Source organism: Bradyrhizobium sp. USDA 4474 (assembly GCF_054057515.1).
On sequence record NZ_JBSRZJ010000002.1, the window covers coordinates 7,333,461 to 7,349,013 of the forward strand.

At 64.7% G+C, this 15,553-nt stretch carries 11 protein-coding genes; 4 read left to right on the plus strand and 7 right to left on the minus strand.

The features are described 5' to 3' along the window. The first annotated feature begins 34 nt into the window (after nucleotides 1–34). Nucleotides 35–1,258 (plus strand): GGDEF domain-containing protein, encoded by a 1,224-nt coding sequence (locus ACVW16_RS36085; RefSeq protein ID WP_456735171.1) that lies wholly within the window; start codon nucleotides 35–37, stop codon nucleotides 1,256–1,258. A gap of 35 nt (nucleotides 1,259–1,293) precedes the next feature. On the opposite strand, the gene ACVW16_RS36090 is transcribed toward ACVW16_RS36085, so the two are convergent. From ACVW16_RS36090 to ACVW16_RS36100, 3 genes are all read right to left on the minus strand, one after another. Continuing rightward, nucleotides 1,294–1,722: a helix-turn-helix domain-containing protein gene (locus tag ACVW16_RS36090; RefSeq protein ID WP_456703628.1), complete on the minus strand. Its 429-nt coding sequence runs from the start codon at nucleotides 1,720–1,722 to the stop codon at nucleotides 1,294–1,296. 384 nt (nucleotides 1,723–2,106) lie between these two features. Then, entirely contained in the window at nucleotides 2,107–5,625 is a 3,519-nt protein-coding gene (gene mfd, locus ACVW16_RS36095) for a transcription-repair coupling factor (protein ID WP_456735172.1), read from the minus strand. Then, a complete protein-coding gene (locus ACVW16_RS36100) occupies nucleotides 5,622–5,912 on the minus strand; it encodes an FAD assembly factor SdhE (protein ID WP_456703630.1) in 291 nt (96 codons plus the stop codon). Before ACVW16_RS36100 ends, mfd begins: the two co-directional genes overlap by 4 nt. A 185-nt stretch (nucleotides 5,913–6,097) precedes the next feature. Between ACVW16_RS36100 and recG the strand changes: the two genes are divergently transcribed. Next, entirely contained in the window at nucleotides 6,098–8,206 is a 2,109-nt protein-coding gene (gene recG / locus ACVW16_RS36105; protein ID WP_456802606.1) for an ATP-dependent DNA helicase RecG, read from the plus strand. 132 nt (nucleotides 8,207–8,338) lie between these two features. After that, a complete protein-coding gene (locus ACVW16_RS36110; RefSeq protein WP_456703632.1) occupies nucleotides 8,339–10,009 on the plus strand; it encodes a sensor histidine kinase in 1,671 nt (556 codons plus the stop codon). A gap of 33 nt (nucleotides 10,010–10,042) precedes the next feature. On the opposite strand, the gene ACVW16_RS36115 is transcribed toward ACVW16_RS36110, so the two are convergent. The 3 genes from ACVW16_RS36115 to glmS all read right to left on the minus strand — a co-directional run bounded on the left by ACVW16_RS36115 (nucleotide 10,043) and on the right by glmS (nucleotide 13,693). Continuing rightward, entirely contained in the window at nucleotides 10,043–10,909 is an 867-nt protein-coding gene (locus ACVW16_RS36115; RefSeq protein ID WP_456735173.1) for a DUF1932 domain-containing protein, read from the minus strand. A gap of 107 nt (nucleotides 10,910–11,016) precedes the next feature. After that, nucleotides 11,017–11,787: a DUF502 domain-containing protein gene (locus ACVW16_RS36120; RefSeq protein WP_456703634.1), complete on the minus strand. Its 771-nt coding sequence runs from the start codon at nucleotides 11,785–11,787 to the stop codon at nucleotides 11,017–11,019. A gap of 79 nt (nucleotides 11,788–11,866) precedes the next feature. Beyond that, on the minus strand, nucleotides 11,867–13,693 hold the full coding sequence (gene glmS, locus ACVW16_RS36125; RefSeq protein ID WP_456703635.1) for a glutamine--fructose-6-phosphate transaminase (isomerizing): 1,827 nt from the start codon (nucleotides 13,691–13,693) through the stop codon (nucleotides 11,867–11,869). A gap of 225 nt (nucleotides 13,694–13,918) precedes the next feature. Between glmS and ACVW16_RS36130 the strand changes: the two genes are divergently transcribed. Next, nucleotides 13,919–14,149: a hypothetical protein gene (locus ACVW16_RS36130; protein WP_456703636.1), complete on the plus strand. Its 231-nt coding sequence runs from the start codon at nucleotides 13,919–13,921 to the stop codon at nucleotides 14,147–14,149. A gap of 6 nt (nucleotides 14,150–14,155) precedes the next feature. Here ACVW16_RS36130 and glmU read toward each other — a convergent pair whose 3' ends face one another. Continuing rightward, entirely contained in the window at nucleotides 14,156–15,511 is a 1,356-nt protein-coding gene (glmU, locus tag ACVW16_RS36135) for a bifunctional UDP-N-acetylglucosamine diphosphorylase/glucosamine-1-phosphate N-acetyltransferase GlmU (protein WP_456735174.1), read from the minus strand. Nucleotides 15,512–15,553: the final 42 nt, after the last annotated feature.

The window sequence follows — 15,553 nt, forward strand, 5'->3', positions numbered from 1 at the left end:
GCGCGGCATCGATTGCGTGATCAGAGTCTTTTTGATGTCCCAGACAGGCCCCATTCTGTTTGTGTCCGATGCCGAGCGCCCCGCCTTCATTGCGGCGCTGGACGATGCACGTCTTTTTCCGGTCGTCGATAGCGATTGGGCCAGCGCCGCGCGTGCCGTCGAGCAGGTGCAGCCGGCCGCCGTCCTCGCCGCGATGTACGGCGGGCACGAACCCCATATGCCGCTGCTGGCGAAGACAATCGCCGGTCAGCCGCTTTATCTTCCGCTGGTCGCGCTCGATGCACAGGGGTCGCTGCCTCACAACGCGCTGCCATTCTCCACGCGCGGCAACACCGCCGAACGCCTGATCGCACGCCTGCGCGCGGCGATCCGCGTGCGCACGCTGCACGCCACGGTGCTGCGCCGCCTGCCGGAGACGAAAGTCGCGCTGCCGGAAACCGACCCGGTGCGCGATGGCATCGTGCTCCTGATCGGCCGTGGCGCCGCCTACCCTGCGCTCTCGGTCGCGCTTGGCGAACGCACCGGCGTCGTCGGCGCGCTCTCGATCGAAGCCGCGGCAAAGCACCTCAACACCCGTGACATCGACGGCGTCGTGCTGTCCGACGGTTTCACCCCGCGCGTCATTGATGCCTTCCTCACGGTGCTCGCGGAGGACACGCGCTTCCGCAATCTGCCCGTGGTGGTTACGGCGCACCAGCTGACCCGGAGCTACGATCTGCCCAATCTCGAGCTGATCGCGGGCGAGCCCGCCAAGGTCGCCGCCAATGCGTTGCCGCTCATTCGCCAGCACGCGATGGAGGTACAACTCGGCCGCACGCTGCGCTCGATCGACGCCGGCGGCTGGCTCGATCCGCGCAGCGGTCTCTTGACGGTGGAAGCCTTCGCCCGCGACTTTTCAAAGGCCGTGGAGGAGACTCTCGCCCGCGGCGGCGGCCTGTCGGTGGCGCGTTTCGCCTTCGATCCCGGCAATCCCCGCGCGCAACTCGATGCCGCGCGCATCCTCAGCCGCCTGATGCGGCAGATGGACTTTGGCGCGGCGCAGAAGGACGGCTCGGTGATCGTGGTGTTCGCCGAGACCGATTTCCGCACGGCACACATGATCGCCCGCCGCCTCTCGGCGGTCATGAAGCACACCTCGAACGGCAAGCACGAGATGCGCAGTGATCCCGTGGTCTCGGTGGATTCGCTGTCGCCGTCCGATACGGCACGGTCGTTGTTGGCCCGGCTGTCGGCGGATGCGTCACGGGCAGCGTCGTAATTCGACGAAGGCGGCCCGCTCACGAGCCCCCGGTCTCAGGTGATATTCGCCTCAAGCGCCTTCAGTTCGTCGGCTGCGCAAATGATCGCGTCACGGATCTTCAGAAAATAGTCGGCGTCGATACGAGATGTCAGCCAATCCATCTCGCCCCTGTAGCCATGCTCTCCCTCTTTCCGGATGACGCCTTCGCCGACCAGGGCGTCGAGGCAGCGACGGACGTTCGACCGCGGCAGGCCTAGTCGCTTGGACAGCTCCGACGCGTTCAGCGGTGGCGCGCCGAGATCGTCGGCGACACGAATGGCCAGGCAGACCAGAAGCTCTTCAAACACCGCACCGATGTGCTTGCGAGGATAGCCGCTGCGCATCGCGACGAATCCCGCAACGGTCAGGCGGCCGATGATCGCTGATTGCTTGTGCCGCTTGGCCAATGCCGCATCTGAATCTGCTATCGTTTCACTGGCCATTTTCGCCACCTCAATTTTTGCTTGCGAAGGCGTGTTTACGCGGAGCATGCTGTGGTTGCAAAGCATAGCCATGTTGGCGTGCGAGACACATGACGATGCATCGAAATCTGAGACAAGCCTTCGAGAACGAGCGACTTTTTACAATTGGCGTGGTCAGCCTCGGCTTGGTGCCGGTCGCAATATTGGTCATCGTTCTTCTCGAGAGGTGATCAACGGATCGCATCGCGCGCAGCGTCCGAGCCATCCGCTCGCCAAGCCACCAAAGACAATATCCGCCCCTTCGCCGAAGCGGGAGCGCGCGCCGGAGCTGCCAGGAGAAACCCGACAGAGTGAAGCGCGGCGCAGCGATATCGTGCTGCGCCGCCTTCTGGGAAGACCACGGGGCTACGCCGCCTTCTTGCTCTTCGCGAGCTGCGCCAATTGCCGCATGATCTCGGTGGTGCCGGCGAGGCGCTCTTCCGGCGTCTCCCAGTCCTGCAGGAACACCACCTTCATGTCGGGCCGCACCTTGGCGGCCTGGCCGTGGCTCTTGATGAACGACACCAGGCGATCGGGATAGGCGAAGGAATTGTCGCGGAAGGTGATAACGGCGCCCTTCGGGCCGGCATCGATCTTCTCGACATTGGCCTGGCGGCAAAACGCCTTGATCGCGGCGACCTTGAAGAGATAGCGGACTTCGTCCGGCAGCACGCCGAAACGATCGCGCATCTCGGCGCCAAAATTCTCGATTTCGTCCTCGCTGTCGAGATCGGCGAGACGCCGATACAGCGACAGCCGCACCGAGAGATCGCCGACATAATCCTCCGGAATGAGCACTGGCATGCCGATGGTGATCGTCGGCGACCAGCGGTCGGCGGCGGGCTCCGAAACACCGGCCTTGAGGTTGACGATCGCCTCCTCGAGCATCGATTGATAGAGTTCGAATCCAACCTCCTTGATGTGACCGGATTGCTCCTCGCCAAGCAGATTGCCGGCGCCGCGGATATCGAGGTCGTGCGAGGCGAGCTGGAAGCCGGCGCCCAGCGTCTCCAGCGATTGCAGCACGGTGAGCCGGCGCTCGGCCTGCGCCGTGATCTTCTGCTGCGCCGGGAGCGTGAACAGCGCATATGCCCGCAGCTTGGAACGGCCGACACGGCCGCGGAGCTGGTAAAGCTGTGCAAGGCCGAACATGTCGGCACGGTGCACGATCAGCGTGTTGGCGTTGGGGATATCCAGTCCGGATTCCACGATCGTGGTCGACAGCAGGATGTCGAACTTGCCGTCGTAGAACGCGGTCATGATATCCTCGATCACGGCGGGCGGCATCTGCCCGTGCGCGACCGCGACTTTCATCTCCGGCACGTTCTTGTCGAGGAAGTCCTTGACCTCGGCGAGATCGTCGATGCGCGGCACCACGTAGAACGCCTGACCACCGCGATAGCGCTCGCGCAGCAGCGCCTCACGGATCATCAGCGGATCATGCGGGGCGACGAAGGTGCGGACGGCGAGACGGTCGACCGGGGGCGAGGCGATGATCGAGAGTTCGCGGACGCCCGTGAGCGCCAATTGCAGCGTGCGCGGGATCGGCGTTGCCGACAGCGTCAGCACGTGCACCTCGGAACGCAACGCCTTCAGCCGCTCCTTGTGCGTGACGCCGAAATGCTGCTCTTCGTCGACGATGACGAGGCCGAGGTCGCGGAATTTGATCGCCTTGCCGAGCAGCGCGTGGGTGCCGACGACGATGTCGACGGAACCGTCGGCAATGCCCTTCTTGACCTGGTTCAGCTCCTTGGTCGCGATCAGGCGCGAGGCCTGCGCCACCTTGACAGGAAAGCCCTTGAAGCGCTCGGTGAACGTTTTGGCGTGCTGGCGCGCCAGAAGCGTGGTCGGCACCACGACCGCAACCTGCTTGCCTTCGAGCGCAACGGCGAACGCTGCCCGGAGCGCAACCTCGGTCTTGCCGAATCCGACGTCGCCGCAGATCAGCCGATCCATGGGACGGCCGAGCTCGAGGTCCTTCAGGGTGGACTCGATGGCGCCCAGCTGGTCCTCGGTCTCGTCATAGGGGAACCGCGCGCAGAACTCGTCGTACAGGCCCTGCTGCACCGGCAGCTTGGGCGCTTCGTGCAAATGGCGCGCGGCGGCGATCTTGATCAGCTCGCCCGCGATCTCGCGGATGCGGTTCTTGAGTTTTGCTTTTCGCGTCTGCCAGCCGGAACCGCCCAGACGATCGAGCTCGACCGTGGTCTGGTCGGAGCCGTAGCGCGACAGCAGCTCGATGTTCTCGACCGGCAGAAACAGTTTTGTTTCGGCGGCATAATGCAGCTCGAGACAATCATGCGGCGCCCCGGCGACGTCGAGCGTTTGCAAGCCAATGAAGCGGCCGATGCCGTGATCGACGTGAACGACGATGTCGCCGGCAGTGAGGCTCGTCACCTCCGAGATGAAATTGTCGAGCTTGCGGCTGGCCTTGCGCGGCCGCACCAGGCGGTCGCCGAGAATGTCCTGCTCGCTGATGACAGCGATCTCGTCGGTCTCGAAGCCGCTCTCGAGCCCAAGCACCGCGAGCATGGTCTCGTTGCGCGGGGTCGCCTGCACCGTGCGCCAGCTGTTGACGCTGGTGGTGTGAGCCAGCTTGTGGTCGCGCAGCATCGAGGTCATGCGGTCGCGCGAGCCTTCGCTCCAGAGCGCGATCACCACCTTCTTGCGTTGGGCCTGCAACGCCATGACGTGGCTGACGACGGACTCAAACACGTTGACCGTGCTGTCGTTACGTTCAGGCGCAAAATCGCGGCCCTTGCGAGCGCCGGCATCGACCACGCTGGTGCCGTCGCTCGGCACCGAGAACGCCGTCAGCCGGATCAGGGGCATGTCGCGTTCGCGTCTGGTCCACTCTTCGTCGGTCAGATAGAGCCGGTCGGGCGGCAGCGGCTTGTAGATGGCACCGCCGCCCGGATGCTCCATCGCGTCGCGGCGGGCTTCGTAATAGTCCTGGATCTGCTTGAAGCGCTCGCGGACGGCGTCCTCGGCCTGCGGCTCGATCGCAACGGCCGCACCCTGCAGATAGTCGAACAGCGTGTCCATCCGGTCCTGGAACAGCGGCAGCCAGTGCTCCATGCCGGGGTGGCGACGGCCCTCGCTGACCGCCTCGTAGAGCGCATCATCGCGCTCGGGTGCGCCGAACTCGGCGACATAGCCCATACGGAAGCGCCTGATCGTGTCGGTGACGAGCTGGAATTCGGAAATCGGCACCAGATCCAGCGAGCGCATGTCGAGCAGCGTGCGCTGGGTCTCGGCATCGAAGGAGCGGATCGATTCCAGGCTGTCGCCGAAGAAGTCGAAGCGGACGGGCTGCTCGAGGCCGGCCGGAAACAGGTCGAGGATGCCGCCGCGCACGGCGTATTCGCCGGGCTCGCGTACGGTGGAGGAACGGTTGTAGCCGTTGTGCTCCAGCCAGGAGACGATGGTGTCCATCGGCACGACATTGCCGGGCGCGACCGACAGCGCCTGCGCTGCGACCAGCTCGCGCGCGGGCACGCGCTGCACGGCGGCGTTCACGGTGGTCAGTACGATCAGCGGCTTGTCGCTGCCGGTGAGCGCGGCCAGTCGCGCCAGCGTGGTCAGGCGTTGCGCCAAAATGCCGCCGTGCGGCGAGACGCGGTCGTAGGGCTGGCAGTCCCAAGCCGGAAAGGTCAGCACCGGCAGATCAGGTGCAAAGAATTGCAGGGCGCGTTCGAGCTGCTGCATCCGCGCGCCGTCGCGGCAGACCACCGCAAGACTGACGGCCGGCTTCTTCGGCCGGGCCGCAATGGCGCGCGCGAGATCGGAGACGACGAGGCCTTCGGCGCCCTCCGCGACATTGGCAAGCGTCAGCGCGCGGCCGGGCGTCAGCAGCTCGGCCGGAGATTTCATGCCCTGCTTCATACGCTGTCGTCCGCGATCGGATAGGCCTTGATCCGGGTAAACAGCGCACCGGTGACGTCGGCTGGCAGCAGCTTGTCACCCGTGATGGCCGCGTAGAGATCGGGATCATTGACATCGAGCAGGGTCTCGAGCTCGGTCAGCTCCGCATCCGACAGGTTACCGATCTCGGCGTCGGCAAAGCGGCCGAGGATCAAATCCATCTCGCGCGTGCCGCGGTGCCAGCAGCGGAACAGAAGCCGCTTGCGGCGGTCGTCCAGCCCGTTGCTCGATCGTGTCGTTCCCGTCATGTCTCAAATCCAGTCAAACGCCGAAAGCCCGGACGTGCCGGGCCGGGGTGATATAGCCACTCGGACCCTGCGTGTCAGCCCTCGATTTGGCATGGCCGCACCCGTGCGGGGCGTTTCGAAAAAAGACGTGGATGCCCGGCATAAAGCCGGGCATGACGGGCCGAAACGATCCTAGATTCGCTCCCATGCGCCCTAGCCTGCTCAATCCGCTGTTTGCTCCCGTGACCAGCCTGCCCGGCGTCGGTCCGAAGCAGGACAAGCTGCTGCAATATCTGCTCAGCCGGAGCGAGACGCCGCGGCTGGTGGACCTCCTGCTGCATCTGCCGAGCCAGGTCATCGACCGCCGGGCGCGCCCGAAAATCCGCGACGCGGTCCAGGGAACCATGGTGACGCTGGAGGTCGTCGTCGACCGCCACCGCCCGCCTCCACCGCGCAATTCACGCGCACCGTATCTGGTCTATGCCAGCGACGAGACCGGCGACGTCGTGCTGCCGTTCTTCCGCGCCAAGCCCGGCTATGTCGAGAAGCTGCTGCCAACAGGCGAGAAGCGCTTCGTCTCCGGCACATTGCAAATGTATGACGGCATCCCGCAGATCGTGCATCCCGACCGCGTCCTCGACGAGGAGGCGATCTCAAAGCTCTCAGGGATTGATCCCGTCTATCCCCTCACCGAGGGTCTCGCACTCGGCTCGCTCCGCCGCGCGGTCGCGCAGGCGTTGCAGAAGCTGCCGGCCTTGCCGGAATGGATCAGTCCGGAGGTGCTGCGCCGCTGCGATTTCCCGCCTGTCACGGAAGCGTTCCAGCGCGTGCATCAGCCGGTCGAGCTCACGGATATCCTGCCCGACCAACGCTACTGGTCCCGCCTCGCCTTCGACGAGCTGCTCGCCGGACAGCTCGCGCTCGCTTTGATCCGCGCCCAGCTGCGCCGTCCCGCCGGCGTGCGCAATGCCGGTGACGGTCATCTGCGCAACGAGATCATCGATGCGCTGCCTTATGCGTTGACGCCCTCCCAGCGCAACGCCACGGCGGCCATCGCCGACGACCTGAAGCAGCCGGTGCGCATGCTCCGCCTGCTTCAGGGCGACGTCGGCTCCGGCAAGACCGTGGTGGCGCTGCTCGCGGCTGCGGCGGTGGCCGAGGTCGGCAAGCAAGCCGCGCTGATGGCCCCCACCGAAATCCTGGCGCGCCAGCACATCAAGACCATTGCTCCGCTCGCCGAGCGCGCCGGCCTGCGGGTCGCGATCCTCACAGGCCGGGAAAAGGGCAAGGAGCGGCGCGAGCTGTTGGCGCAGCTCGAAGCCGGCGAGATCGATCTGCTCGTCGGCACCCATGCGCTGATCCAGGACGATGTGATCTTCCACGACCTCGCGCTTGCCATCGTCGACGAGCAGCACCGCTTTGGCGTGCGCGAGCGACTGGCGCTGACCTCGAAGGGCGACGCGGTCGACGTGCTGGTGCTGAGCGCCACACCGATCCCGCGCACGCTGGTGCTGACCTATTTCGGCGACATGGACATCTCCGAGCTCCGAGAAAAGCCGGCAGGCCGCCAGCCGATCGACACCCGTGCCGTCGCGATGAGCCGGCTCGGTGAGGTCATGGACGGGGTCGGCCGTGCACTCGCATCAGGCAAGCTGGTGTACTGGATCTGCCCGCTGGTCGAGGAATCCGAGGCCGAAGGCACCGAGCATCTCACCAACGCGACGAAACGTTTCGAGAGCCTGCAAAAGCGCTTCGGCGACCGCGTCGGCCTCGTTCACGGCCAGATGAAGGGCTCCGAGAAAGATCGCGTCATGGGCCAGTTCGCGGCCCACGAGATCGGGCTTCTGGTCGCGACGACAGTGGTCGAGGTCGGCGTTGACGTGCCGGCCGCCACCATCATGGTGATCGAGAACGCCGAGCGTTTTGGCCTTGCCCAGCTGCACCAGCTCCGCGGCCGCATCGGACGCGGCACGGAGGCTTCGACCTGCATTTTGCTCTACAGCGAGCCGCTCGGCGAAATGTCGAAGGCGCGGCTGAAGGTGATCCGGGAGACCACAGACGGTTTTCGCATCGCGGAGGAAGATCTGAAGCTGCGCGGCGAAGGCGACGTGCTCGGCATCCGCCAGAGCGGCCTGCCCGGCTACCGCATCGCGCGGTCGGAGGTCCACGGTCAGCTCATCACCCAGGCTCGTGACGAGGCGCTGCGCATCCTGAAAGATGATCCGAAGCTGAAAGGCGAGCGCGGCGAAGCGCTACGCTGCCTGCTGTACCTTTATGAGCGGGACGAGGCGATTCCGCTGATCGGGGCGGGTTGAGGATCAAAAGTTTGGAACAAAAGTTCCTTCCGCTGGTTCCAACAAACCGTAGTTGCTAGCTGCCAGCCAGTCGAGGCAAGCATGGCCTGGGGGATGAGCGTGCGTGTCTTGCGGCGTCGAACGGCAAGATGGATGAGGCGATCCCTTCGGACCTGGCCAGTTTCAACCTATCTGTTGCTGCTCGCGCTCATCACCGCAATTCCCGTCGCGGCCTGCGCGGCGTTTCTCGCCTATCATTTCGTGGCGGAATCCTCCCAGCTCACGAAGGCCGATTATGAAGACAGGCTTCGCCTCATGCGGAATGCGGCGGAGCTTCGGGTGGCGAACATCATCGAGGATCTGCAGGTCCTTGCTCTCTCCCCTTCGCTCTCGCGGCAGAATTTCGCGGAATTCAGAGAGCACGCCATCGAGGCGGTGAAGCTGATCGGCGGGGTGGCCATTGTCCTCTACGCGCCAGATGGCCAGCAGGTCGTCAACACGCGTCTTGAGCTCGATGCACGCCTGCCGAAGCGCGTCGCATTCGACGTCGAGCGCCGGGCGATCGAAACGGGCCAACCACAGGTGTCCGGACTTCAGCGCGCCGTGGTCGATGGTCAGCCGATCGTCACCATCGCCGTTCCGGTCCGCATCGGCGGCGACATCCGTTACGCGCTCAACATCGGACTATCGACGAAATATCTGTCCTCGTTGATGGACGAATACGTCTCCGCCGGGATGGTCGGCAGCATCGCCGATGCCAACGGAATTCTGCTGGCACGGCGTCCCTTGGTCGATGGCGACGACCTGGTAGGCCGGCAAACCATCCCGGAGGTGATGGCACATCTCGGCCAACCTTCCGCCTGGTGGGTCAAAGCCGTGTCGCGGACGGGCGTTCCGACCTACACATCCATGTTGCGATCCAATCAAAGCGGTTGGTCGATCAATCTTGCCGTTCCTCGCGAGGTCATCGATGGCCCGCTGCATCGGACAGCCGAGTGGATCGTTGCGCTGACTCTTCTAACGTTCGCGCTGGGATTGGCGCTGGCGCGATTGCTGTCTCGCCGCTTCCTGGCGGAATTCGCCGATCTCGAACGATATGTCGCCGGTTTGCGCTCGGGTGCCCTGGCGCCAAAGCTGGGCACGATCAGCGAAGTCAACCGGATGAAGAAGGTCCTGCATCAAGTCGGAAGCGAACTCGCCGGCGCCTTGAAGCAGCAGAAGGCGCTGCTGGACGAGATCAATCACCGGGTGAAGAACACGCTCGGGACCGTCCAGTCGATCGCCCGCCTGTCCCGTGCAAGCTCAAATGATCTCAACGAATACGCAGCCGCATTCGAAGGTCGGCTTCTGGCGCTTTCGCACGCCTACAATCTCCTCACTGAAAACAACTGGGTTGGCGTGAGCCTGGTGTCTGTCATCAAGCAGACGCTGGCCCCCTACGCGGGTCCCGAACGTCTCGAGATCGATGGTCCAGATATCCTGTTGCCGCCCAAGCTCGCTCTGGCAATCTCAGCCGCGCTCCAGGAGCTCAGCACGAATGCCGCGAAATATGGCGCGTTCTCCGTCCCGTCGGGGAAGCTGCAAATATCCTGGACGGTCGACGAGAAGGGCCTCGTTCGCTTGTGCTGGGCCGAGCGAGAGGGCCCGCTGGTCCGCAAGCCCACGCGTCGCGGCTTCGGAACGAAGATGATCAGCGGGATGTTTGCCGGCGAAGCCGGCTGGTCGGTGAGCCTGGATTTCAATCCCGGCGGACTTCGTTGCGTGATGCAGTTCTGGTCGACCGACCGAGCCGACCAGGATCTGACGCTGATGGAAGCGAGCTGATTGGCCTTCCGCTCACGGCGGAGAGCACGACGGCTAGGTTTTCTTCTGCGCAACAGATGCCGCAAACGCCTTCAGCAGCGCGGCATCGACCGCCTCGCCCTTCGCGTCCCCGGCCAGATGCTCGAACCATTTGGCGAAGCCCTCGTAGATCCGGCTCGCGGGATGATCCGGTCCGAGAAAGCCGGAGATCTCGCGCATCTCCGCGACCCAGCGATAGGCCTTCGGGATCATGTCGGGCAGCGCGACCTCGAGCCGCGCCAGGATGGCGGGCTGGCTCAGCGCGAGCTCGTCGCGGAGCGCGTCCGCGGCGCCTGCTTTGGTTGCTGCCACGACCATGGCCGAGCCAATCCCGGCAAGACCCTTGACGATCCCGGCATAGGACATCTTGAGCGCGGAGGCCGCACCGACCGGGCCTTCGACGACGCGGATGTCGAGCCCGAGATCCTTCAGCACGACAACGTCCCTGGCATGCTCACCGGACAAATAGAACGCCGGGCTCTTGCCGCCCGGCTGCGGCGGGAAGCCGATGATCCCGCCGTCGACGAACGGCGCCTGCGCCGAGCCGATGATCTGCTCGATGCGCTTCACCGTTTCGACGTTGACGGCGTTGCAGTCGACCACGACAGGCTTCTTCGCGCGCTTGACGATGAGCGCGGCAAGCCGCTCGGCGAGCGCCACCGCCTCCCCCGGCGGCACGATTGAGAGGATGATGTCGGCGTCCGCGATCGCATCGTCCCCGGCGTCGACCATGCCGGCATCCGCAGCCCGCTTCAACGTCGCCTCGCTTCGCCCCTCCAACGACGTCAGCACGCGCGCGCCGCTCTCGCTCAGGCGGCGGGCGACCGCGCTGCCCATGGCACCGGGCGCGAGGATCGCAATGGTCTTTGACGACTTGGACATCGAGGCACTCCGGTTCGAATTCCGCGCGCTGCGCTCAGTTCGACCGGAACAATAGCAGAGGACACGAACGCCTGCGTGACCCCCGGCCATCCCGCATGGGAATAGCCCTACTCCGCCTTCGCAGGCTCCGGCCGAAGTGTGGAGGCGTTGGCAATGCGCGCGGCGTTGGCCATGCCCGCAAGCGCGGCGGCCTTTTTCGGGTCGGGCGCCGAGCCAGGCTGCACGACACCGGCCGACATGATCAGCGTTGCCGCGTCCTCGGCGCTGAGGTCGACCTCGATGATCTTGCTCCTGGGCACGTAGAAGAAGAATCCGGTGGTCGGGTTCGGCGAGCACGGCAGAAATACCGAGACATGTTGCTCCTGCCCGGGCAGGCTGCGCGCAATGTCCTCGCTCGGCGATTGCGAGATCAGCACGATCGACCACATGCCGGGCGAGGGAAACTCGACGAGGCCGACTTTGCGAAAGCTCGAGCCCTTGCCCGAGAACAGCGTCTCGAACACCTGCTTCAGACCGCGATAGATCGCGCGCACGGCCGGGATCCGGCCAAGGAAGGTCTCGCCGACATCCACCAGGGTACGGCCGATCAGGTTCGCGGCGAGGAAGCCGACCAAGGTCAGCGTGAAGAATGCGACAATCAGTCCCCAGCCGGGAACGCCGTAAGGAAGATAGGTTTCGGGACGATAGGCCAGCGGCACGAATGGCCGCACCACGCCATCGACCCAGGTGACGAACCACCAGACCAAGTACAGGGTGATCGCGATCGGACCGGTGACGATCAGTCCGGTCAGGAAATAATTCCGGAAGCGGCCCATCAGGCCGGTATGCGGCTCCGGGGCGGGATCAAGCGGCGCAGGCGCGTCGTCGCGGGGGGTCATTCGGGTTCCAGGTCGGTCGCTACATTCAAGCTAGGGACTTCTAGCAGGTTTTGGAAGAGCGCGACCTGATCCCTTCTGCCTATTCCACCGTCACTGACTTCGCGAGGTTGCGTGGCTGATCGACGTCGGTGCCCATCACGACAGCCGTATGGTAGGCAAGCAGCTGCACGGGCACGGCATAGACCATCGGCGTGAAAGCCGCAGCCATATCAGGCATGACGATGGTGACGAGCGAATCCACCGTCGCCTCCGCCGCGCCCTTGGCGTCAGTCATCAGGATGATGTTGCCGCCGCGGGCGGCGACCTCCTGCATGTTGGAGACGGTCTTCTCGAACACCCTGTCGTGGGGCGCGATCACGACAACAGGCATGGTCTCGTCGATCAGCGCGATCGGGCCGTGCTTGAGCTCGCCTGCGGCGTAGCCTTCGGCGTGGATGTAGGAGATTTCCTTCAGCTTCAGCGCGCCTTCGAGCGCCAGCGGGAAGCTGGTGCCGCGGCCGAGATAGAGCACGTCGCGGGATTTGGCGATCCGGTGCGCCAGCTTCTCGATCTGAAGCTCGGTGGTGAGCGCGTCCGAGATCAAGCGCGGGACCTCGACGAGGCCGTGAACGAGCCTTGTCTCGTCCTCATCGGACAATTCGCCTCTCGCCTTGCCCGCCGCAATCGCGAGGTTCGCCAGCACCATGAGCTGGCAGGTGAAGGCTTTGGTCGAGGCGACGCCGATCTCGGGGCCGGCTAGCGTTTGCAGCACGGTCTCGCTCTCGCGCGCGATGGTCGAGGTCGGGACGTTGACGACGGCAATGGTGTGCGCGCCCTCGGCCTTGGCGTAGCGCAGCGCGGCCAGCGTGTCGGCGGTCTCGCCTGATTGTGAGATGAAGATCGCGAGATCGCCCTTGCGCAGCGGCGCTTCGCGGTAGCGGAATTCGGAGGCGACATCGACTTCGACCGGCAGGCGTGCAAAGCGCTCGAACCAGTATTTTGCGACGATGCCGGCGTAACTCGCGGTGCCGCAGGCCGTGATGTTGATGCGCTGGATGTCCTTGAAGTCGAACGGCAGCCCGACCGGCAGCGAGACGCGCTCGCTCGCCATGTCGACATAACGGGCCAGCGTGTGGCCGACCACTTCCGGCTGCTCGTGGATCTCCTTCGCCATGAAGTGGCGGTAGTTGGCCTTGTCGACCAGCGAGGTCGAGGCAGCGTGCCTGATCTTGTCGCGCGCGACGGCCTGACCGTCCTTGTCGAAGATATCGGCACTTTTGTGCGTCAGCACGACCCAGTCACCGTCCTCGAGGTAGCTGATCGTATCCGTGAACGGGCCGAGCGCGATCGCGTCCGACCCCAGATACATCTCGCCGTCGCCATACCCGATCGCAAGCGGCGGGCCGTTGCGGGCGCCGATCATGAGATCGTCGTCGCCGGCGAAGATGAAGCCGAGCGCAAAGGCGCCGCGCAGGCGGGCCAGCGTCAGCTTCACCGCCTCGACCGGCTTGTTGCCGCGGGTCAAGAGATCGTCGACGAGGTGCAGCACGATCTCGGTGTCGGTCTCGGTGTGGAACACCGTGCCCTTCTTCTCGAGCTCCTCGCGCAGCTCGCGGAAATTCTCGATGATGCCGTTATGCACGACCGCGACGCGATCGGTCGCATGCGGATGGGCGTTGTTGACGGTCGGTTTGCCGTGCGTGGCCCAGCGGGTGTGACCGATCCCGGTGGTGCCCTTCAACGGCTCGGCTTCCAGCCGCTTCTCCAGATTCTTCAGCTTGCCTTCGGCGCGCCGGCGCTCGAGATGCTTGCCTTCGAGCGTGGCGATGCCAGCGGAATCGTAGCCGCGATATTCGAGACGTTTGAGCGAATCCACCAGTTGCTCTGCAACCGGTTCGCGCCCGAGAATGCCGACAATCCCGCACATGCGGATCAATATCCCCCAAATCGTCGAAAAAATCGCCTAAACGACGCGCCGGGTTTTTAGCGAAATTCCGAGGGAACCAGATACTCAATAATTATTGCAATTATTGCTGATTGAGACAGCCCCCGGGCGCCCTGCGCTTCGTCTGAAGTGGCCGGCCTTTAACCGCGTGCATTAACTCCTTGTCAACAGATTTGACCAACGATTCCTCCGCCAGGAGATGTGGCCATGAAACGCACGTCCGACCGCAAAGGTCTGTCATCGAGTTTGGTGCACGCCAGCGAGACCACGGGCACGCACCTTGCCCATTGGCCACCGCCCCAACGTGCCATGGAGCGCGGCAAGGAAGCCAAGCCTGTCCTCGTCACGCAGGCCGCGGGCGAACCGGCAAAGCGCGCCAGACCGCGCGGCTGGCGCCTGACGCGCGCGATGTTCTCGGAAGTCGCCGACGACGACTAGCGCCGCTTATTTCTCGGTCGTCTTGCCGGTCGTCTTCAGCTCGCGGTAGCGCGCAGCGCCGCCTTCGCGGATGGTCTGCTGATTGCGCTCGAGCGCCATGGCGTCATCGGGCACGTCGCGCGTGATCACCGAGCCGGAGCCGATATAGGCGCCATTGCCGATCTTCACGGGAGCGACCAGTGACGAGTTGGTGCCGACAAAAGCGCCCTGCCCGATTGTCGTCTTGTGCTTCTTGAAGCCATCGTAGTTGCAGGTGATGGTGCCGGCTCCGATGTTGGAATTGGCACCAACGGTGGCATCGCCGATGTAGGAAAGATGGTTGACCTTGACGCCGGCCTCCAGCGTCGCGGCTTTTGTCTCGACGAAATTGCCGATCCGCGCGCCGTCGCCGAGCGAGGTGCCGGGACGCAGCCGCGCATAGGGACCGATCGAGACGTTCTTGCCGAGCGTGGTCTGCACGATATGTGAGAAAGAGTGGATCACGGTCCCGTCGGCGATCGAGACGCCCGGTCCGATCACCACAAAGGGCTCGATGGTGACATCCGTGCCGAACACCGTGTCGGCGGCAAGATAGACGGTTTCAGGGGCGATCAGCGTGACGCCGGCCTCCATGGCCGCTTTGCGCAACCGGGCCTGCATCACGCCCTCTGCTTCCGCAAGCTGGGCCTTGGTGTTGATGCCACGCACTTCGTCCTCGCTGGTCTCGATCACCACACACTCCCATCCATTGTCGCTGGTAATGCCGACCGCATCGGTCAGATAGTACTCGCCCTTGGCATTCGCGTTGCCGATCTTGTCGAGGATCGCGAGGGCGCGGCGGCCGTCGACCGCCATCACGCCGGCATTGCACAGATTGATCTTGCGCTCGTCCGCACTGGCGTCGGCATGTTCGCGGATCGCGACCAGGCGGTCGCCCTCGACGATGAAGCGGCCATAGCCGGTCGGATCGGCCGCACGAAAGCCGAGCGCGGCAATTGCCGCGCCCTTGGCGAGCGGCGCGCGCAACCGCGCAAAAGTCTCGGCCGAGATCAGTGGCGTATCGCCGAACGCGATCAGGACATCATCGACGCCCCGCGCGATGGCCTCCCGCGCTGCGAGCACCGCGTGAGCGGTGCCGAGCCGCTCGGCCTGGACGAACACGAGCGCATCGGGACGGATCCGCTTCGCCTCATCCGCGACCGCCTGATGATCCGGGCCGATCACGACCGCGAGCGCGGTGCCGGCACCCTGCGGTGCGGCACCGAGCACATAGGCGAGCAATGTCTGGTGAGCGACGGAATGCAGAACTTTCGGCAAGCTGGATCGCATGCGCGTGCCCTCGCCGGCGGCGAGCACGATCGTGAGGCTTGAGCGGGCGGTCATCGCAATCCTGTCAAAAATGGCCGAAACGATCGTCATACCGAC